This window comes from Roseomonas sp. TF40, assembly GCF_057219975.1.
Window position 1 is genome coordinate 162,552 of record NZ_JBXVVR010000008.1, and the last position, 18,611, is coordinate 181,162.

The window sequence follows — 18,611 nt, forward strand, 5'->3', positions numbered from 1 at the left end:
CGCCCACCCCCAGGATTCGTGGCGGATAACCGCCAGTTTTGACCCGGCGCCACGGCCAAGGCCGCCCGCGCCGTGCCCTTGCGCGCGCCTCGCGCCAAAAGCCGTGGCGCTGCCTCAAAAAAGGAAAGGCGCGGCCCCGCAGGACCGCGCCCTTCCACCCCAACGGGGCTGTTCAGTGCGGGCGCACGCCCGAGGCATCCGGCACGGCGCCGCTGGCGGCGGCGGCCGGCGGGTCGACCGGCTCCTCCCAGGTGATGGGCTCGGGCGGGCGGGCCAGTGCCTTCGAGATCACCTCATCGACATGGCTCACGGGCAGGATGGTCAGGCCCTTCTTCACCGTGTCGGGGATCTCGGCCAGGTCCTTCTCATTGTCCTTGGGGATGAAGACGGTGGTCACGCCGGCGCGCAGCGCGGCCAACAGCTTCTCCTTCAGCCCGCCGATCGGCAGCACGCGCCCGCGCAGCGTGATCTCGCCCGTCATCGCCACATCCCGGCGCACCGGGATGCCGGTGAGCACCGAGACGATGGAGGTCGCCATCGCGATGCCGGCCGAAGGCCCATCCTTCGGCGTCGCCCCTTCGGGCACATGCACATGGATGTCGCGCTTCTCGAACAGCGTGGGCTTGAGACCGAAGGAGGGCGCGCGCGAGCGCACATAGCTCATCGCCGCGCTCACGCTCTCCTGCATCACGTCGCCAAGCTTGCCGGTGGTCTTGGTCGCCCCCTTGCCGGGCACGACCACGCTCTCGATCGTCAGGATCTCCCCGCCCACCTCGGTCCAGGCCAAGCCGGTGACGACACCCACCATGTCCTCGGCCTCGGCCTCGCCGTAGCGGAACTTCCGCACGCCGGCGAATTTCTCAAGATTCTTGACGGTGACCTGCACCTTCTTCGACTTCTTCGAGACGATCTCCTTCACCGCCTTGCGGGCGATGCCGGCGAGCTCGCGCTCGAGGTTGCGCACGCCGGCCTCGCGCGTGTGGTAGCGCACCATGTCGCGCAGCGCCTCGTCCGAGATGCTCCACTCGCCGGCCTTGAGGCCATTCGCCTCGCTCACCTTCGGGATCAGGTGGCGCTTCGCGATCTCGACCTTCTCATCCTCGGTGTAGCCGGGGATGCGGATGATCTCCATGCGGTCCAGCAGGGGCTGGGGCATGCGCAGCGAATTCGCGGTGGTCACGAACATCACGTCCGAGAGGTCGTAATCGACCTCCAGGTAGTGGTCGTTGAAGGTCGCGTTCTGCTCGGGGTCCAGCACCTCGAGCAGCGCGGAAGAGGGATCGCCCCGCCAATCCGCGCCCAGCTTGTCGATCTCATCGAGCAGGAAGAGCGGGTTGGAGGACTTGGCCTTCTTCATCCCCTGCACGACCTTGCCGGGCATGGAGCCGATATAGGTGCGGCGGTGGCCGCGCACCTCGGCCTCATCGCGCACGCCGCCGAGCGACATGCGCACGAAGTTGCGCCCCGTCGCCTTCGCGATCGACTTGCCGAGCGAGGTCTTGCCCACGCCGGGGGGGCCGACCAGGCAGAGGATGGGCCCGCGGATCTTCGGGCTGCGGCTTTGCACCGCCAGGTACTCGATGATCCGCTCCTTGATCTTCTCAAGGCCGTAGTGGTCGGCGTCGAGCACCTTCTCGGCCGCGACGATGTCGTTGCGGATCTTGGTCTTCTTCTTCCACGGGATCGTCAGGATCCAGTCGAGGTAGTTGCGCACCACCGTCGCCTCGGCGGACATGGGCGACATGGTCTTGAGCTTCTTGAGCTCCTGCAGCGCCTTCTCGCGCGCTTCCTTGGAGAGCTTGGTGGCCTTGATCTTCTTCTCGATCTCCGCCGTCTCGTCCTTGCCCTCCTCGCCCTCGCCGAGTTCCTTCTGGATCGCCTTGAGCTGCTCGTTCAGGTAGTATTCGCGCTGCGTCTTCTCCATCTGCCGCTTCACGCGGTTGCGGATGCGCTTTTCCACCTGCAGGACGCCGATCTCGGATTCCATATGCGCGAAGACGCGTTCGAGCCGCGCGCCCACACCCGGAATCTCAAGCAGTTCCTGCTTCTCGGAGATCTTGAGGTTGAGGTGGCTCGCCACCGTGTCGGCGAGCTTGGAGGGTTCCTCGATCTGGTTGATCGAGACCAGCACCTCGGGCGCGATCTTCTTGTTGAGCTTGATGTACTGCTCGAACTGCGCGACCACGGTGCGGGCCAGCGCCTCCTGCTCCCGCCCCTCGGTGGGGGCGGGTTCGGCGGCGGGGGTGATGAAGGCCTCGAAATAGGGATCGGTGCCCTTGTAGGCGGCGATAGAGGCGCGCTTGCCGCCCTCGACCAGCACCTTCACCGTGCCGTCGGGCAGCTTGAGCAGCTGCAGCACCGTGGAGACGGTGCCGACCTGATAGAGATCGTCGATTCCGGGATCATCCTGCGCCGCGTTCTTCTGCGCGACGAGCAGGATCTGCTTGTCCTCGCGCATCACCGCTTCCAGGGCGCGGACGGATTTCTCGCGCCCGACGAAGAGCGGGACGATCATGTGGGGGAAGACCACGATGTCGCGCAGCGGCAGCACGGGCAGCACGTCGCCGCGCAGCGGAGCCGGGGTGGATTGGGGGGAAGCCGCCATGTCGGACCTCACTTGGGACAGTCGGCGCGGAACCCGCCCCCGGTGCGACGCCCCGCATGGGCAGCCCCGGTTATCGGCACGGGCCCCGTCGCCACGGGGTTGTCACACAGATGGGTCCCCGTGAGGCAGCCGCAAGCGGCGGGGACCCGGCAGTTCAGGCACTCGACTGTTCGGCCTTGCGCTCGCCATAGATGAAGAGCGGGCTGGCGCGGCCTTCCGCGACCTCGCGGTTCACCACCACCTCCTCGACATCCTCGAGGCCCGGCAGGTCGAACATGGTGCCGAGCAGGATGCTCTCCATGATCGAGCGCAGGCCGCGCGCGCCGGTGCGGCGCTGGATGGCGCGGGTGGCCACCGACTTCATCGCATCCTCGGTGAAGGTGAGCTTCGCTCCCTCCATCTCGAACAGGCGCTGGTACTGCTTGACCAGCGCGTTCTTCGGCTTGGTCAGGATCTCGATCAGCGCCTTCTCGTCCAGGTCCTCGAGCGTGGCCACCACCGGCAGGCGGCCGATGAATTCGGGGATCAGGCCGAATTTCAGCAGATCCTCGGGCTCGACCTCGCGCAGGATGGCGCCGGTGCGGCGCTCATCCGGGGCGCGGACCTCGGCGCCGAAGCCCATGCCCGAGCCCTTGCCGCGCGCGCCGATGATCTTCTCGAGCCCCGCGAAGGCGCCGCCGCAGATGAACAGGATGTTCGTCGTGTCCACCTGCAGGAATTCCTGCTGCGGATGCTTCCGCCCGCCCTGCGGCGGCACGGAGGCGACGGTGCCTTCCATGATCTTGAGCAGCGCCTGCTGCACGCCCTCACCGGACACGTCGCGGGTGATCGAGGGGTTGTCCGACTTGCGGGAGATCTTGTCGACCTCGTCGATGTAGACGATGCCGCGCTGCGCGCGCTCCACATTGTAGTCGGCCGCCTGCAGCAGCTTGAGGATGATGTTCTCCACATCCTCGCCGACATAGCCGGCCTCGGTCAGCGTCGTCGCATCCGCCATCGTGAAGGGGACGTCGAGGATGCGCGCGAGCGTCTGCGCCAGCAGCGTCTTGCCCGAGCCGGTGGGCCCGACCAGCATGATGTTGGACTTCGCGATCTCCACCTCGCCCGACTTCCCGCCATGGGCGAGCCGCTTGTAGTGGTTGTGCACCGCGACCGAGAGCACCTTCTTCGCGTGGTCCTGGCCGATGACGTAGTCGTCGAGCACCTTGCAGATCTCGCGCGGCGTCGGCACGCCGTCGCGCGACTTCACGAGGTGCGTCTTGTGCTCCTCACGGATGATGTCCATGCACAGTTCGACGCACTCGTCGCAGATGAACACGGTGGGCCCGGCAATGAGCTTGCGGACCTCGTGCTGCGATTTGCCGCAGAACGAGCAGTACAGGGTGTTCTTCGAGTCACCGGACTTGCTCATGCGCGCTCCGAAAGTCTACGGCCGGGCCCGGCCGCGGCTGCGGCAGGACAGGACCGCCACCCCCCACGCGGGGGGCGGTTGAAGGGTCAGTGTAGCCCCGTGTTCTCGCCGGGGAAAGCATCGAACGCGCAAGGAACGAGGCGCGAACACCGCGGGAACGCGGCGTTCACATGCCCCGAGGCGGCGCGGAGAGGGGCCGATCAGCTCTTCGCCGCGTCGGCCGGCGGCACCGGCCGCTGCTGCACCACCTCGTCGATCAGCCCGAAGGCGCGGGCTTCCTCGGCGCTCATGTAGGTGTCGCGTTCCATCCGGCGCTCGATCTCGTCGATCGCCTGGCCGGTGTGGTGGGCGTAGAGCGCATTCAGCCGGGCGCGGGTCTTGATGATCTCGCGCGCCTGGATCTCGATGTCGGTGGCCTGGCCCTGGGCGCCGCCGGAGGGCTGGTGGATCATCACCTGGCTGTTCGGCAGGGCGAAGCGCTTGCCCTTCGCACCCGCCATCAGCAGCAGCGAACCGGCAGACGCCGCCATGCCGATGCACACGGTCGAGACGGGGCTGCGGATGTACTGCATCGTGTCGTACATCGCGAGGCCGGCCGTCACCACGCCGCCGGGGCTGTTGATGTAGAAGGCGATGTCCTTGTTCGGGTTCTCGCTTTCCAGGAACAGGAGCTGGGCGCAGATCAGCGAGGCCACCTGGTCGTAGATCGGCCCGGTGAGGAAGATGATCCGCTCCTTCAGCAGGCGCGAATAGATGTCATAGGCCCGCTCGCCGCGCGCCGTCTGTTCGACGACCATCGGCACCAGCGAGTTGTTCAGCACTTCGACCGGATCGCGGTCCCGCATGGTCAGTCCTTTCCTGCCGGCCCGGAGGGCGCCGGCGCCTGGTTGGGTGGGGCTGCCGGAGCCGTCACGGCCCCCGGCGACTCTACCCGGTTGCGGTTAATGTGGGGAAACCGCGGGCGGGCGCAAAGCCCCCCCCCGGCCCGGCTCTTTTCGGCCGGCATCGCCAGCCATCCCCCGGCACGGTAGAAGGTGCTGCATGCGAAGCCTGCTTCTCCCGCTCACGCTGGCCGCGCTGCTGGGTCGCCCCGCCGCGGCCGACACCGCGACCGACCCGTGGGAACGGGTGAATCGCCAGGTCCACGCCTTCAACGCGGCCGCGCGCAGCCATGCCCTGTCGCCGCTGGCGCGGCTCTGGCGCAGCCATGTGCCGCCGGGCGCGCGGGCCGGGATCGGCCTCGCGGTCGGCAATCTGGGGGAGCCGTTGACGGCGCTCAGCGGGCTGGCCGCCGGCGAGATGGGCCTTGCGGGCCATGCGCTGGCGCGCTTCGGCATCAACACTACGCTCGGCCTGGGCGGCTGGCGGGATGCGGCCGCCGAACGGGGCTGGGAGGTGCGGCGGATGACGCCGGGCGATGCTGCCTGCGCCTGGGGCATCCCAAGTGGCCCCTTCCTGATGCTGCCGCTGCTCGGCCCCTCGACGCTGCGGGACGCGGCGGCGGGGCTGGCCGGCAATGCCGCCCTCGCCCAGGGGCTGGGCACGCTGCCGGTCGCCGGCCTGCAGGCGGGCGAGGCCTTCCTGGGCTATGAGCGGGTGGAACCCGCCCTGCAGCGGCTGGAGGCCGAAGCGCTCGACCCCTATGCGGTGCTGCGCAGCGCCTGGCTGCAGCGCCGCGCGGCGGCCTGCCCCCAGGACGCCCTGGCCGAGGAGGCCCGGGCGCCCGAGGAGTAGGGCCCGGGCCGAGGCCCTCAGGCGGCGGGGGTCAGCGCGTCCGGCGCCACGGACACTTCGGTGACCTTGGCGAGTTCGAGCACGAAATCGACCACCTTCTCCTCGAAGATCGGCGCGCGGAGGCTTTCCACCGCCTGCTGGTTCTTCTGGAAGAACTCGATCACCTGCTTCTCCTGGCCCGGATAGCGGCTGGCCTCGCGGCGCATCGCCTGGCCGAGTTCCTCGTTCGTCACCTGGATGTTGTTGGTGCGCCCGATCTCGGAGAGCAGCAGGCCGAGGCGGATGCGGCGCTCGGCGATGGCGCGATAGTCCGCCTTCAGCGTCGCCTCATCCTTGCCCTGGTCGTCGGCGTCGAGCTTGCCTTCCTTCATGTCGGCCTCGACGCGCTGCCAGATCTGCTCGAACTCGCCATCGACCATGCCCGAGGGCACCTCGAAGGCGGCGCGCTCGGCCAGCGCATCCAGCAGCAGGCGCTTCACGTTCTGGCGCGCGACGGAATCATACTCGCGCTGCAGGCTCTCGCTGACCTGGGTGCGCAGCGAGGCCACGTCCGGCAGGCCGAGCCGCTTGGCGAATTCGTCATCCACCTCGGGCAGGACCTTCTTCTTCAGGCCCTTGGCGGTGATGGCGAAGACCGCCGCCTTGCCGGCGAGGTCGGCCGAGCCGTATTCGGCCGGGAAGGCCACGTCGATGTCGCGCGACTCACCCGGCGAGAGGCCGACGAGTTGCTCGGTGAAGCCGGGGATGAAGCCCGAGCCACCGACCTCGATCGGCATGTCGCTGGCGGTGCCGCCCTGGAAGGGCTCGGCCAGGGAGCCGTCCTCGTTCTTCAGGCGGCCGACGAAGTCGCAGACCAGCACGTCGCCGGTCACGGCCGGGCGCACTTCGGCCACGTCCTCCATGTTGGCGAGGCGGTCGCGCATGGTGGCGAGGAAGCCCTCGATCTCGGTCTCGCCCGGGGTCGCCTTCTGGCGCTCCAGCGCGATGGTGCTGAAGTCGGGCATCGGGATCTCGGGCAGCAGCTCGAGGTCGATCTTGTATTCCAGGTCGCCACCCTCGGCGTAGTTCACCAGCTCGATCTTGGGCTGCATCGCCGGGCGGAGGCCGCGATCGGTGATGACCTGGCGCGTCGCCTCATCGACGGACTGCTCCAGCACTTCGCCGGCGACCGCGGTGCCGTAGCGCTGCTTGACGACGGCCGGCGGCACCTTGCCGGGGCGGAAGCCGGGCAGCTTCAGTTCGGCGCCGAGCTCGGCGAGGCGCTTGTCGCGCTTCGCGGCGAGGCTGGCCGCGGGGACCACGACCTGGAACGCCTTCTTCAGCCCCTCGGCGGGAAGCTCGGTGACCTGCATGGGGAACCTTCTTGATCAGTTAGGGGGCGGCCGCTCGATGGCGGGCGCCAGGAGCATGGAAGCCGGCCCCGATAGCGCCCAGGACGCGCGGGGGCAATGGGGCGCGCGCAGAAAGGGCGCGGCCCGGCCGTCCGCGCCACCCTTTCCAGGGCTGCACAGCGGTCCCCGCGCCCATTGTCCGAGGGGCGGCATATGCGGGCGAAGGGACTCGAACCCCCACGGCTTGCGCCACTGGAACCTAAATCCAGCGTGTCTACCAATTCCACCACGCCCGCACGGGGTCGGTCACCCGTGCCGCATGACTATCCCGGCAAACGGGGCCGCGCCAAGCGTCTCAGGCGGCGGGCGCGGTGGCCTCGAGCTTCAGCGCCTCCAGCATCGCGCCGCAGGCGGCCAGCTGCTCGCGGCGGCTGACACGGGCGGGCACGAAGCTGCGGTCGGTCCGGATCCGCAGCCAGGCCTCGCGCGGGGCAGGCGAGGCCGGCAGGCGCAGCGTGATCCAGCGCTCCGGCTGCGCCGGCCCGCTGGCCTCGATCGGCGCCCCGGCCCCGGCCAGCTCCAGGCTGAGCGTCACGGCGGTGTCGATGCCCGGATAGGCCGCGAATTTCAGCCGCAGCACCCCGCCCTCGGGCAGGGGCGGTAGGCGACAGGCGAGGCCGGCGATGTCCGCCTCGGTCCAGAAGCCGCGCCCCGCCAAGGGCAGCCACCCTGCCGCGAGGAAGGCCCGGGCGGCGGGCTCGGCCGGAAGGGTGCCGTAGCGATAGGTCTGGCCGGGCGTGATGTCGGGGAAGTGCGTCGGCCGGCTGGGCTGGCGCGGGGCCAGTTCGGCCTCGATCTGGTCCAGCATGATGTCGCGCTGGGCGATGAAGTCGGGCGTGAGATAGGCGAAGGGCGCCGCCGGCAGGCCGAGCGCCTGCAGCCGGCGGAAGATGTAGCCCTCGTCGAACATCACGCGGCGGGCATCGATCACCGGGTAGCGCAGCATCCGCTGCTCCAGCGCGTCCAGCGAGTGCACATAGCGCCAGTTCCGCCGCCGCAGGCGGGAGACCACCTCGCCGAGGTCGCGGCGCACGAAGATCACCTGGAAGTCGTCCGGGTGGCGCTCCAGATAGTCCAGCACCTGGAAGGGCTGCACCACATCCTTGACGATGCAGGGCGCGGCCGTGGTGGCGTAGCGCTTCAGGATGGCGGCGAAGCGGCCCTGCAGCTCGGGCCGCGTGCTGTAGAAGATGGGCTCGCCCAGATCCGCGAGCTCGGCCGGCACGGGCAGGCCGGCGCCTTCCCAGCGCAGGGCGTTGAGCACCTCGCCCGCCATGGCGCCGGAGGTGGCCAGCCCGGTGGCGCGGGCCACGATGTCATAGGTCTGCGTGGTGAAGCCGCGCGGAAACCCGATCAGCAGCAGTGATCTGCGCATGGCGCGGCACCGGGCGCTTCAGCGCCGGAGCAGCGCGCGGGCGCAGGCATCCAGGATCGCCTCCGCATCCAGCCCATAGGCCTTGTAGAGGTCCGGGATGTCCCCCGCCTGGCCGAAGCGCGCCACGCCGAGGGGTTCCACCGCCTGGCCGTGCACGCCGCCCAGCCAGGCATGGGCGGCCGGGTGGCCGTCGAGGATCGTCACCAGCGCGGCCCTTGGGTCGAGTGGCGCAAGCAGCCGGGCGATGTGGCTCTCGCCACGGCGGGCCAGCCAATCCGCGTGCAGCCGGTCGGGCGAGGTGATGGCGAGCAGCCCGGCCTCGGGCACGTCCTCGCGCAGCGCCGCGAAGGCCTCCTGCGCCTCGGGGGCGAGCGCGCCCTGGTAGGCGATGGCAAGCGGCGCGCCCGGACCGGGCGGGATCGCCCAATAGGCGCCGGCGATCACGCCCGCCGCATCCAGCACGCGATCGGGCTGCGCCAGCGCGCGGGTGGACAGGCGCAGCCACACCGCGCTGCCGTCCGGCTTCTGCATGTGCTCGAAGGCGAAGCGCAGCAGCACGGCGAGTTCATCGGCGAAGGCGGGCTCGAAGCTCGCGAGGCGATCCTGCGCCATGCCGATCAGCGGCGTGTTGACCGATTGGTGCTGCCCGCCCTCCGGCGCCAGGGTCAGGCCCGAGGGGGTGGAGACCAGCAGGAAGCGCGCATCCTGGTAGCAGCCATAGATCAGCGCATCGAGGCCGCGATTGACGAAGGGATCATAGACGGTGCCGATGGGCAGCAGCCGCGCCCCGTAGAGGTCATGCGCGAGACCAAGCGCCCCCAGCACCAGGAACAGGTTCTGCTCGGCGATGCCCAGCTCGATGTGCTGGCCTTCCGGCCCCATCCCCCAGCGCTGCGCACTCGCCAGCTTGGCGTCCCGGAATACGTCGTTCTTGAGATGCCGGTCGAAGATGCCGCGCCGGTTCACCCAGGGGCCGAGATTGGTGCTGACCGTCACATCGGGGCTGGTGGTGACGATGCGCGCGGCGAGATCCGCCGCATCGCCGTGCCCGCGGCCGATCTCGGCCAGGATCTCGCCGAAGGCCGCCTGGGTGGAAAGCATCCGCCCCGGCGGTACGCGCGGGCCCGGCAGGGTGGCGGGCAGCGGCACCGGAGAGGCGTTCAGCCGCCTGCCCTCCGGCGCGATGGGCCTGGCGAAGGGCGTGGAGTCGAGGAAGGCGCGCAGCGTCTCGGGGCTGGCGGCTAGGCCCTCGAACTCATCCCACTCATGGCCGTCGCGGATGTTCATGGCGCGCTTGAAGGCGGCCATCTGCTCCTTCGTCATCAGCCCGGCATGGTTGTCCTTGTGCCCGGCGAAGGGCAGGCCCATGCCCTTGATGGTGTAGGCGATGAAGCAGGTGGGCTGGTCGCCCGATTCCGCCTGGGCGCGGAAGGCCTCGCTCAGCGTCTCGATGTCGTGGCCACCGAGATTGGTCATCAACTCCGCGAGTTCGTCATCGCTCAGCGGATCGACGATGGCGCGCACGCCGGGCACGCGGCCCAGCTCGGCCAGCAACGCGTTGCGCCAGGCCGCACCACCCTGGAAGGTCAGCGCGGCGTAGAGGCTGTTGGGGCAGTCGTCGATCCAGCGGCGCAGCGCCTCGCCCTCCGGCCGCGCGAAGGCGGCCTCCAGGCGCTTGCCGTATTTCAGCGTGACCACGTTCCAGCCCATGTCGCGGAACAGCCCCTCGATGCGGCCGAACAGCCGGTCCGGCACCACGCTGTCGAGGGATTGGCGGTTGTAGTCGATCACCCACCAGACATTGCGGACATCATGCTTCCAGCCCTCGAGCAGGGCCTCGTAGATGTTGCCCTCATCAAGCTCGGCGTCGCCCACGATCGCCACATGCCGCCCCGGCGGGATCTCGGGCCGGCCAAGCCCGTGCAGGCGCACATAGTCCTGCACCAGCGCGCCGAAGGTGGTCAGCGCCACGCCGAGGCCGACCGAGCCGGTGGAGAAATCCACCTCCGCCCCGTCTTTGGTGCGGGACGGATAGGGCTGGATGCCACCGAATGCGCGCAGCGTGGAAAGCCGCTCGCGCTGCTGGCGACCGAACAGGTAGTTGATGGCGTGGAAGACCGGTCCGGCATGGGGCTTCACCGCCACGCGATCCTGCGGGCGAAGGATCTCGAAATAGAGCGCGGCGAGGATCGACACGGCCGAGGCGCAGCTCGCCTGGTGCCCGCCGACCTTCAGCCCGTCGCGGTTCGGGCGGATGTGGTTCGCGTGGTGGATCATCCAGGCCGAGAGCCAGAGCAGCTTGCGTTCGAACTGATGCAGCAGTTTCACGCGGTCCGCCGGGGGGATCTCAGGACGGATCGGCCGATCCACGGTCATGCTGCGTCTCCGGTTCTCTGGCTGGGCCAGATGGGTATGCCGGCCCCGGCGGCGGAAGGACCCGGCTATGGGGAGCATAGAGCTTTTTGCAGTTCCCGCACGCCCCGCCTCCGGGGCATGATCCGTCCCGGTTGCAGATCGACCTGCCTATCCCCTGTCCAGGAGAAGCCCGCGATGCCGCCCAAGAGCCAGCCCGAGCCCACCGCCACGCCCCACCCGATCACTGAGGCGCAGTTGCGCGCCGCCAGCGGCGGGCTGTGGCAGTTCAACGGGGGCGGGAACCAGAACACGACCGGCAGCAAGGACGGCGACTGGATCATGGGCGGTGACGGCAACGACACCGTCGACGGCAATGGTGGCGAGGACCTGCTGGAAGGCAATGCCGGCAACGACCTGATCTTCGGCGGCAATCAGCGCGACATGATCTATGGCGGCTCCGGGGACGACACGATCGCCGGGGGTGGCTCCGGCGACCGGCTCTACGGCCAGGACGGCAATGATTCGATCTATGGCGGAGGGGGAAATGTCGTCGCCTATGGCGGTTCGGGGCAGGACACCATCGTCTCCGGCTGGTCCCATGATCCCCAGCGCCCCGGCGACCACGCCTTCGCTTATGGCGAGTCCGGCAATGACAGCCTGCTGAGCGGCAACGGCCACGCGCTGCTCGATGGCGGCAGCGAGGACGACACGCTGATCGGCGGGAACCAGGGCGGGGATACGCTGCTGGGCGGCTTCGGCCAGGACGTGATCCGCTCCACCGGCAACAGCCTGATCGATGGCGGGCTCGGTGCCGACCTCATCTACGCCAAAGGCGGCGACCACGTGACAGGCGATGCCTCCGACACGCTGGTCGTCTCCGTCCCCGGGATGACGCTGCAGCAATTGGCGGACAACCTCAGCATCTCGCACTGGGCCGGCGTGATGTTCAAGGAACCGGGCATCGTCATCGACTGGGAGCGCAACACCATCACCTTCACCGATGGGGTGGGCGAGTGCCACATCGCGCTGCCCGACGGCACCGGCATCTTCTTCACCGGGGTCGGCACCATCCGCCTGGAGTCGGGCACATGATGGCGCGTCGTGTCCCGGCCCCTGCCACAGGGGAGTCCGTGGCGCTGGACGCCGCGGCGCTGGCCCGCGTCTCGGGTGGCGTCTGGCGCTTCCATGGCGGCGGCAACCAGGAGGATGGCGGCTCCGGCGAGGATGACTGGATCATGGGCGGCGACGGCCAGGACACGATCCGCGGCGGGAACGGCCAGGACGCGCTGGAGGGCAATGCCGGCAATGACAGTGTCCACGGCCAGGATGGGCGGGACACGCTGCATGGCGGCAGCGGCGATGATCGCGTGCTCGGCGGCCATGACGAGGATGTGCTGAACGGTCAGGATGGCCAGGACTGGGTCGAGGGCGGCTACCACGACGACACCGCCTATGGCGGCGCGGGCGACGACACGATCCTCGGCGGCAATGCCGGCCAGTCGAGCTGGAGCAACGGCGCCGATGGCAATGACGTGCTCCATGGCGAGGACGGCAATGATTCCATCCGCGGCGGCTTCGACGACGACACGGCCTATGGCGGCTTCGGCAACGACACCCTCATCGGCGAGACGGGCGATGACCGGCTGGAGGGCGATTTCGGCCATGACTGGCTGGATGGGACGCAGGGCGACGACACGCTGTTGGGCGGGGCGGGCGACGATACGCTCAACGCCGGCACCGGCGAAGACGTGATGGACGGCGGGCTGGGCGCCGACACCTTCATCGTCTCGGGCAGCGACATCAAGAACGGCACGGTGAACCTCGACATCCGCGGCGACGGCGCGGATACGCTGCTCTTCGACCTCGACCGCTTTGACTATTCGCCGGCGCAGATCATGGCGGCACTCACCGTGACCCATGCCGGCGGCCCCGCCTTCCCGGCGCCGCAGATGCGCTATGACGCGGCGACGGGCACGCTGACCTTCACCGGCCCCGTGGGCAGCGGCAGTATCCAACTCGGGCAGGATGTCATCAGCTTCACCGGGATCGGCACGATCAGGTTCCAGGTGAGCTGAGCCGACGCAGGCATCGCCTCCCCCTCTCCATTGGCCATGCCCTTCCAGCCGGCCGGCGGCATGGCCTAGACTGAAGGGCAGGTCAGGCGGGGGCAGGTTCATTCCGATTGGGCGTCTCACGCGGCGCGGGCTTGGCGCGGCCGCGCTCGGCATGGCGAGCCCGGCGCTTGGCGCCGGGAGCAGCCGGTATTTCCGCACCTCGGATGGCGTGCGGCTGCACTACCTCGAGGCCGGGTCGGGCCGCACGCTGGCCATCATCCCCGGCTGGTGCATGCCAGCCTGGATCTTCGAGCCCCAGATCGCCGCCCTCTCGGCGCGCTACCGCGTGGCGGTGCTGGACCCGCGCGGCCAGGGGCGGTCGGAGATCCCGCGCCAGGGCTATGAACCCACAAGGCGGGGGCGCGATGTGGGGGAATTCATCGCGCAACTCGGCCAGCCGCGCCTGGTGCTGGCGGGCTGGTCGCTCGGCGTGCTCGATTCGCTCTCCTGCGTGAATGAGAGCGGGGATGCGCGCCTGGCCGGCCTGGTGCTGATCGACAATTCCGTGGGCGAGGGCACGCCGCCCCCCGCCCCTTCCGGCAATTTCTTCGGCAATCTCCGTCGCCAGCGCGACCGCACGGTGCGCGGCTTCGTCGCCAGCATGTATGCCACGCCGCAGAGCGCCGACTATCTCGATCGCCTCGCGCGCGATGCGCAGCGCATGGCGGTGGAGGACAGCATCCGCCTGCTCTCCTACCCCCGCCCGCGCGAATTCTGGCGCGAGACGCTGTATGCGACGCGCCGGCCCGTGCTCTACGCGGTGCGCCCGCGCTTCCGCGGCCAGGCGGAGCTGGTGGCCCAGCGCCACCAGGCCGCCGAGATCGACATCTACGACAATGCCGGCCACGCCCTGTTCGTTGATGAAGCCGCGCGCTTCAACGCCAGCATGGACCGCTTCCTGACGCAAAGGGCTCGATGGGCGTGAGTGCAACGATGACGGCGCGTCGCGCCTCGGCTTCGCTGGTGCCGCTGTTCCTGATCGCGGCGGCGGCGGTGGGGGTGGAGATCGCCCTCACCCGCTTCTTCGCCGTCGCGGGCTGGTCCGAATATGGCTACTGGGTGATCTCCATCGCCATGACGGGCTTCGCCGTCTCGGGCGTGGTGATGGTGCTCGGGCGGCGCTTCTTCCTGGATCGCGCGGCGGTGCTGCTGCCTGGCCTGCCGCTGGCGATGCTCGCGGCCGGGGCGGCGGGCTGGATCGCCGCGGCGGCGAACGGCTTCAACCCGCTCGAACTGCAGAACCCGGCCACGGCGGGGCCGCAGCTGTGGAACATCGCGGGCTACTACGCCGCGCTGTTCCCCTTCTTCTTCCTCGCCGGCCTCGCCGTGTCGCTCAACTTCGTGGTGCATGCCGACCAGGTCGGGCGCGTCTACGGCTATGACCTGCTCGGCGCCGGCTTCGGCGCGGTGGCCGCGCTCGCGCTCATGTTCGCGCTGCATCCCTTCCTGCTGATCCCGGCGCTGCTGCCCCTGCTTGCCCTCGCCGCCTTCCTCAGCGGACGCGGGCCCTGGCGAATCGCGGCCGCGCTGGTGCTGGTGGCGGCGGAGGCGGCGGTGCTGCTGCTCGCCCAGCCGCGCGTGAGCGAGTTCAAGGCGATCTACGCGCCCCTCAACGTGCCGGAATCGCGGGTGATCGGCGCATGGCTGCACCCGCGCGGCCATTACCAGCTGCTCGACAATTTCACCGAGCGGCTGGACACCGACGTCTCCAACAATGCCGGCGGCATCGGCACCGCCCCACCCCCGCGCAGCTTCGGCCTGTATCGCGACGGGGCGCGCATCGCCGCCCTGCCGATGCCCGGGCCGGTCAGCGCCGGCCATGCGCCCTCCGCGCTCGATGCCGCGCCCTATGCGCTGCTGGAGGCGCCGCGCGTGCTGGCACTCGGCGGCGCCGGTGGCTTCCGCCCGGCCGAGGTGCTGGCGTTGGGGGCAAGCCATGTCACGCTGGTGGAGCCCGAGGCGATGCTGGCGCGCGCCCTGCGCCAGGGCCTCGGCCCCTCCCCGGCCCTGGCGCCGGATCCGCGCGTGAGGCTCGCGGAGGAGCATCCGCTCACCGTCGCCGGGCGCTTCGACCTGGTGGACATCTCGGGCGATTTCCTTGGTGCGGATGACCAGAATCGCCATCTCTACACCGCCGAGGTGCTGGCCGGCTGGTTGCGGCGGCTGGAGCCGGGCGGGTTGATCTCGGTGCCCATCGGCATCCGCGAATTGCCCGCCTATGCGGTGCGCGTCATCGCCACCGCCGAGGCCGCGCTGCGGCTCGCCGGCGTGGCCGAGCCTGCGCGGCACCTCGTGATCATCCGCTCCGCCTGGAATCTGCGCGTGCTGATCGCGCGCGACCCGCTGGATTCGGCACGGGTAGCAAAGCTGGAGGCATTCGCCGCCGCGCGCAGCTTCGACATCTCCCACGCGCCGGGCCTCGCCGCGACGGGGCGCAATGTCTGGAACGACCTGCCGCCGGTCTCGCTGGAAGCGACCGAGATGGCGACCGCCGAGGCGGCCGAGGACGCGGTGGCGGAGGAAGCGGCACTCCTGCTGGCCGGCACGCCCAAGCGCGACGCCTTCGACCGCTCGGCCGTCACCGCCGACCGGCCCTGGCTGACACCGGTGGTGCAGCTTGCCGCACTGCCCGCCGCCATCGCGCGGATCGAGTTGCTGCCCCAGCCGGAGATCGGGCTGCTGGTGAATGCGGCGGTGCTGGCGCAGGCGACGATCCTCGCGCTGGTGGTCTCTGGCCTGCCGCTGCTCGCCCGCGGGGCGCTGCGCGTGCCGGGGCGGATCCTGGGCCGGGCGCTGATCTACTTCCCCGCGCTGGGCCTGGGCTTCCTGCTGATCGAGATCGCCCTGATCGAACATGCGGCGCTGCTGCTGGGCGACCGCACCTCGGGCTTCGCGCTGGTGCTGACGGCGATGCTGGTCTTCTCCGGGCTTGGCGCGATGCTGGCCGGGCAGGCGCGGAACCCGGATCGCGCGCTGCGCCTGGCCGTGGCGCTCGCGCTCGCCTCGGTGGTGCTGGCGGTGCTGTTCCTGCCGGGCGCTGTCCGGGCCGCGCTTGATCTGCCCTGGGCGCTGCGCGTGGTGCTGCTGGTGGCGGCCCTCGCGCCGCTCTCGCTCGCGATGGGCATGCCCTTCCCGCTCGGGCTGGATCGCTTCCAGGAATCGGGGCCGGCGATGCTGCCCTGGGCCTGGGCGCTGAACGGCGCCTTCAGCGTGGTGGCGACACCGCTGGCCAACCTCATGGGCCACGGAATCGGCATCACCGCATTGTTTCTTGCGGGATTCGCTTGTTACCTTGGCGCCGCCCTAGCCTGGCCTCGGAGAGCCTGATGATCGCGACCCGCCGAACCCTGCTTGCCGCCGGCGCCGCCGCGCTCGCGCTGCCGGCCGCTGCCCAGACCCCCGCAGCCCCGGCAGCACCAGCCGCCAGCGCCTGGACGCGCGAGAGATACCTGGAGGCGATGCGCGCCTCGAACCGGCCGACCGACATCTCGGTGGCGAATTTCCAGGCGATCCAGACCCGCAAGGTGGCCGCGCTGAACCGGATCGAGGCCTATCTGCGCGCCCGCTTCCAGGCCGCCGACCCGGCCGTGATGCGCGCCTTCGCCGAGGTGCCGCGCGAATACTTCCACTACATGCATGAGGGCCGCCGCTCCACCGCCACCGACGCCTATGAGACCGAAGCGAAGCCCTGGGCCGTGGGCTATGGCTCGGCGCTGTCGGATTACCTCGGCCAGGCCTACATGACCCAGGTCTGCGCGCCGAAGCCGGAGCATGTGGTGCTGGAAATCGGCACGGGGTCGGGCTTCCAGGCGGCGCTGCTGTCGCGCATCGTGGCGAAGCAGTATTCGATCGAGATCATCGCCCCGCTCGGGAATTCCGTGGCGCCGATGTGGGCGCCGCTCGGCTACACCAATGTGGAATCCCGCGTCGGCGATGGCTTCTTCGGCTGGCCGGAGGTGCAGGGCGGCTTCGACACCATCATCGTGACCTGCGCCGCGCAATGGGTGCCGCCCGCGCTGCTCGAGCAGCTCAAGCCCGGCGGGCGGCTGGTGATCCCGATCGGCCAGCCCTTCCGCCGCGGGCAGTTCCTCTACATCTACACCAAGGATGAGGATGGGCGCGTGCGCAGCCGCAAGGATGTGGGCGTGTATTTCATTCCGATGACGGGTGCGATGATGAACCGCCCGGAGCTGCGCCAGGCGCCGCCGCAGTAATCGGCTACAGGAAGCCCTTCGCCAGCTTGCGCACCGCGCTCGACGCGGCGCGCCCGCCCTCGCCCGCATAGTCCTCGTGGTATTGCTCGATCTTCGCGGGATCGTAGAGGTAGTTCACCATCAGGCCATGGGCCTCGCGATACCCCTTCTCGGAGGTATCGCCGCGCCAGTTCAGCCTCTCCACCCGCGCCCCGTTGGACAGGTGGAAATGCCCCACCGGGTCGCGCGCGCGGTTGCCGCGCCCGGCGCTCTCGGCCAGGAGGTAGCGCGCGGCGGCACGCAGCAGCACGGGCTTGAGCAGCTTGGCCAGCGCCTCCTGCCGCGGCCAGCCGCGCCGCTCCAGCGCGCGGGCAAGCGCCGCCACGGGCGTCTCGCCCAGCGGCGCCAATTCGCCGAGCGCCAGGCGGATCGGCACGGCCTCCTCCTCGCTCAGCAGCCCGGCATCGCCGGCCGCCAGCTTCTCCTCCAGCCAGCGGCGGAAGCCGGGCATGGGAGACAGCGTGGCGAAGGTCTTGAGGTTGCGGAACTCGGATGACAGCAGCGTCACCACGCGCTTGATCAGGAAATTGCCGAAGGAGATCCCATCCAGCCCGCGCTGGCAGTTGTTGATGGAATAGAAGATCGCCGTGTCGGCCTCGGCCGGGTCCTGCACCGGCGCCTTCTCGTCCAGCAGGCGCTGCACGCTGTCGGCCATGCCCTTCACCAGCGCGACCTCAACGAAGATCAGCGGCTCATCGGGCATGCGCGGGTGGAAGAAGGCGTAGCAGCGGCGGTCGGAATCCAGCCGGTTCTTCAGGTCGCGCCAGCCGCGGATGCGGTGCACCGCCTCATAGCCCACCAGCTTCTCGAGCAGCGAGGCGGGGGATGACCAATCGACCCGGCGGAGTTCGAGGAAGCCGAGGTCGAACCAGCTTGCCAGCAGGCCGCGCAGATCGGCCTCCAGCGCCTGCAGCAGCGCATCGCCCTTGGTGAGCATCAGCAATTCGGCGCGCAGATCCACCAGGAACTTCACGCCATCCGGGATGCCGGTGAACTGCGTGAGCAGGCGCAGCCGCGGCGGCTCCAGCGCACGGCGCATCCGGGCCTTGGCGACGGCTTGCTCGACGGGCGTCGTGGCCTCCGCCACCTGCGCCCAGGCGGCGCGCGCGGCCTGCATGTCGGAATCGAAGCCGGCCAAAGTGCGCAGGAAATGGCCGCGCCCCTCGGCATCCAGGCCCAGATAGGCCTGCGCCAGCCCCGCCGCGCGGCCCCGGGCCGAGACCTCGCCGCCCTTGCCCGCGAGGCAGGCGCGCATCTGTTCCGCGAGGTCGGCCACCGGCTCGCCGCCCGCCACGTCGCGCCAGAGCGCCGTGACGCGCCTGAGGGCCCGGTCCAGAAGTCCCGGGGCCTCTGCCAGCTCCGACATCACGGTT

Annotated in this window: 13 protein-coding genes and 1 tRNA gene; 6 read left to right on the forward strand and 8 right to left on the reverse strand. The window is 69.9% G+C overall.

Annotation, left to right across the window (positions count from 1 at the left end; all coding sequences use genetic code 11):
- Positions 1-172: 172 nt before the first annotated feature.
- From lon to clpP, 3 genes are all read right to left on the reverse strand, one after another.
- Positions 173-2,605: an endopeptidase La gene (gene lon / locus AC2D9U_RS20555; RefSeq protein ID WP_484752403.1), complete on the reverse strand. Its 2,433-nt coding sequence runs from the start codon at positions 2,603-2,605 to the stop codon at positions 173-175.
- Positions 2,606-2,759: 154 nt separating this feature from the next.
- Complete coding sequence (gene clpX, locus AC2D9U_RS20560; protein ID WP_484752405.1) at positions 2,760-4,016, reverse strand: ATP-dependent Clp protease ATP-binding subunit ClpX; 1,257 nt, start codon at positions 4,014-4,016, stop codon at positions 2,760-2,762.
- 200 nt (positions 4,017-4,216) lie between these two features.
- Entirely contained in the window at positions 4,217-4,861 is a 645-nt protein-coding gene (clpP, locus tag AC2D9U_RS20565) for an ATP-dependent Clp endopeptidase proteolytic subunit ClpP (protein WP_484752407.1), read from the reverse strand.
- Positions 4,862-5,057: 196 nt separating this feature from the next.
- On the opposite strand from clpP, the gene AC2D9U_RS20570 reads away from it, so the two are divergent.
- Positions 5,058-5,750, forward strand: a complete 693-nt coding sequence (locus tag AC2D9U_RS20570) for an MlaA family lipoprotein (RefSeq protein WP_484752409.1) — start codon at positions 5,058-5,060, stop codon at positions 5,748-5,750.
- Positions 5,751-5,767: 17 nt separating this feature from the next.
- Here the strand turns inward: AC2D9U_RS20570 and tig are convergent, their stop codons facing one another.
- From tig to AC2D9U_RS20590, 4 genes are all read right to left on the reverse strand, one after another.
- Positions 5,768-7,102, reverse strand: coding sequence for a trigger factor (tig, locus tag AC2D9U_RS20575; protein ID WP_484752411.1), 1,335 nt, complete (start codon positions 7,100-7,102; stop codon positions 5,768-5,770).
- A 193-nt stretch (positions 7,103-7,295) separates the two neighbouring features.
- Positions 7,296-7,377: transfer RNA gene (locus tag AC2D9U_RS20580), tRNA-Leu, on the reverse strand.
- Between the two features lie 59 nt (positions 7,378-7,436).
- Positions 7,437-8,516 carry a hypothetical protein gene (locus AC2D9U_RS20585; protein ID WP_484752413.1) on the reverse strand — a complete coding sequence of 360 codons (1,080 nt, stop codon included), beginning with the start codon at positions 8,514-8,516 and terminating at the stop codon, positions 7,437-7,439.
- A gap of 18 nt (positions 8,517-8,534) precedes the next feature.
- On the reverse strand, positions 8,535-10,892 hold the full coding sequence (locus tag AC2D9U_RS20590) for a 1-deoxy-D-xylulose-5-phosphate synthase N-terminal domain-containing protein (protein ID WP_484752415.1): 2,358 nt from the start codon (positions 10,890-10,892) through the stop codon (positions 8,535-8,537).
- 174 nt (positions 10,893-11,066) lie between these two features.
- Between AC2D9U_RS20590 and AC2D9U_RS20595 the strand changes: the two genes are divergently transcribed.
- The 5 genes from AC2D9U_RS20595 to AC2D9U_RS20615 all read left to right on the forward strand — a co-directional run bounded on the left by AC2D9U_RS20595 (position 11,067) and on the right by AC2D9U_RS20615 (position 17,199).
- Entirely contained in the window at positions 11,067-11,963 is an 897-nt protein-coding gene (locus AC2D9U_RS20595; RefSeq protein WP_484752417.1) for a calcium-binding protein, read from the forward strand.
- Entirely contained in the window at positions 11,963-12,946 is a 984-nt protein-coding gene (locus tag AC2D9U_RS20600; RefSeq protein WP_484752419.1) for a calcium-binding protein, read from the forward strand. Before AC2D9U_RS20595 ends, AC2D9U_RS20600 begins: the two co-directional genes overlap by 1 nt.
- Before the next feature lie 151 nt (positions 12,947-13,097).
- Positions 13,098-13,910 carry an alpha/beta fold hydrolase gene (locus AC2D9U_RS20605; RefSeq protein ID WP_484752421.1) on the forward strand — a complete coding sequence of 271 codons (813 nt, stop codon included), beginning with the start codon at positions 13,098-13,100 and terminating at the stop codon, positions 13,908-13,910.
- 8 nt (positions 13,911-13,918) lie between these two features.
- On the forward strand, positions 13,919-16,312 hold the full coding sequence (locus tag AC2D9U_RS20610; protein ID WP_484752423.1) for a polyamine aminopropyltransferase: 2,394 nt from the start codon (positions 13,919-13,921) through the stop codon (positions 16,310-16,312).
- Positions 16,312-17,199, forward strand: a complete 888-nt coding sequence (locus tag AC2D9U_RS20615; RefSeq protein WP_484752426.1) for a protein-L-isoaspartate O-methyltransferase family protein — start codon at positions 16,312-16,314, stop codon at positions 17,197-17,199. Before AC2D9U_RS20610 ends, AC2D9U_RS20615 begins: the two co-directional genes overlap by 1 nt.
- Positions 17,200-17,203: 4 nt before the next feature.
- On the opposite strand, the gene AC2D9U_RS20620 is transcribed toward AC2D9U_RS20615, so the two are convergent.
- On the reverse strand, positions 17,204-18,604 hold the full coding sequence (locus tag AC2D9U_RS20620) for a malonyl-CoA decarboxylase (protein WP_484752428.1): 1,401 nt from the start codon (positions 18,602-18,604) through the stop codon (positions 17,204-17,206).
- Between the last annotated feature and the right edge of the window lie 7 nt (positions 18,605-18,611).

What these genes read in the sequence shown, in the direction of transcription:
- lon (WP_484752403.1), bottom strand. Translation starts at nt 2,605, where the DNA reads ATGGCGGCTTCCCCCCAATCCACCCCGGCTCCGCTGCGCGGCGACGTG.
- clpX (WP_484752405.1), bottom strand. Translation starts at nt 4,016, where the DNA reads ATGAGCAAGTCCGGTGACTCGAAGAACACCCTGTACTGCTCGTTCTGC.
- clpP (WP_484752407.1), bottom strand. Translation starts at nt 4,861, where the DNA reads ATGCGGGACCGCGATCCGGTCGAAGTGCTGAACAACTCGCTGGTGCCG.
- AC2D9U_RS20570 (WP_484752409.1), top strand. Translation starts at nt 5,058, where the DNA reads ATGCGAAGCCTGCTTCTCCCGCTCACGCTGGCCGCGCTGCTGGGTCGC.
- tig (WP_484752411.1), bottom strand. Translation starts at nt 7,102, where the DNA reads ATGCAGGTCACCGAGCTTCCCGCCGAGGGGCTGAAGAAGGCGTTCCAG.
- AC2D9U_RS20585 (WP_484752413.1), bottom strand. Translation starts at nt 8,516, where the DNA reads ATGCGCAGATCACTGCTGCTGATCGGGTTTCCGCGCGGCTTCACCACG.
- AC2D9U_RS20590 (WP_484752415.1), bottom strand. Translation starts at nt 10,892, where the DNA reads ATGACCGTGGATCGGCCGATCCGTCCTGAGATCCCCCCGGCGGACCGC.
- AC2D9U_RS20595 (WP_484752417.1), top strand. Translation starts at nt 11,067, where the DNA reads ATGCCGCCCAAGAGCCAGCCCGAGCCCACCGCCACGCCCCACCCGATC.
- AC2D9U_RS20600 (WP_484752419.1), top strand. Translation starts at nt 11,963, where the DNA reads ATGGCGCGTCGTGTCCCGGCCCCTGCCACAGGGGAGTCCGTGGCGCTG.
- AC2D9U_RS20605 (WP_484752421.1), top strand. Translation starts at nt 13,098, where the DNA reads ATGGCGAGCCCGGCGCTTGGCGCCGGGAGCAGCCGGTATTTCCGCACC.
- AC2D9U_RS20610 (WP_484752423.1), top strand. Translation starts at nt 13,919, where the DNA reads ATGACGGCGCGTCGCGCCTCGGCTTCGCTGGTGCCGCTGTTCCTGATC.
- AC2D9U_RS20615 (WP_484752426.1), top strand. Translation starts at nt 16,312, where the DNA reads ATGATCGCGACCCGCCGAACCCTGCTTGCCGCCGGCGCCGCCGCGCTC.
- AC2D9U_RS20620 (WP_484752428.1), bottom strand. Translation starts at nt 18,604, where the DNA reads ATGTCGGAGCTGGCAGAGGCCCCGGGACTTCTGGACCGGGCCCTCAGG.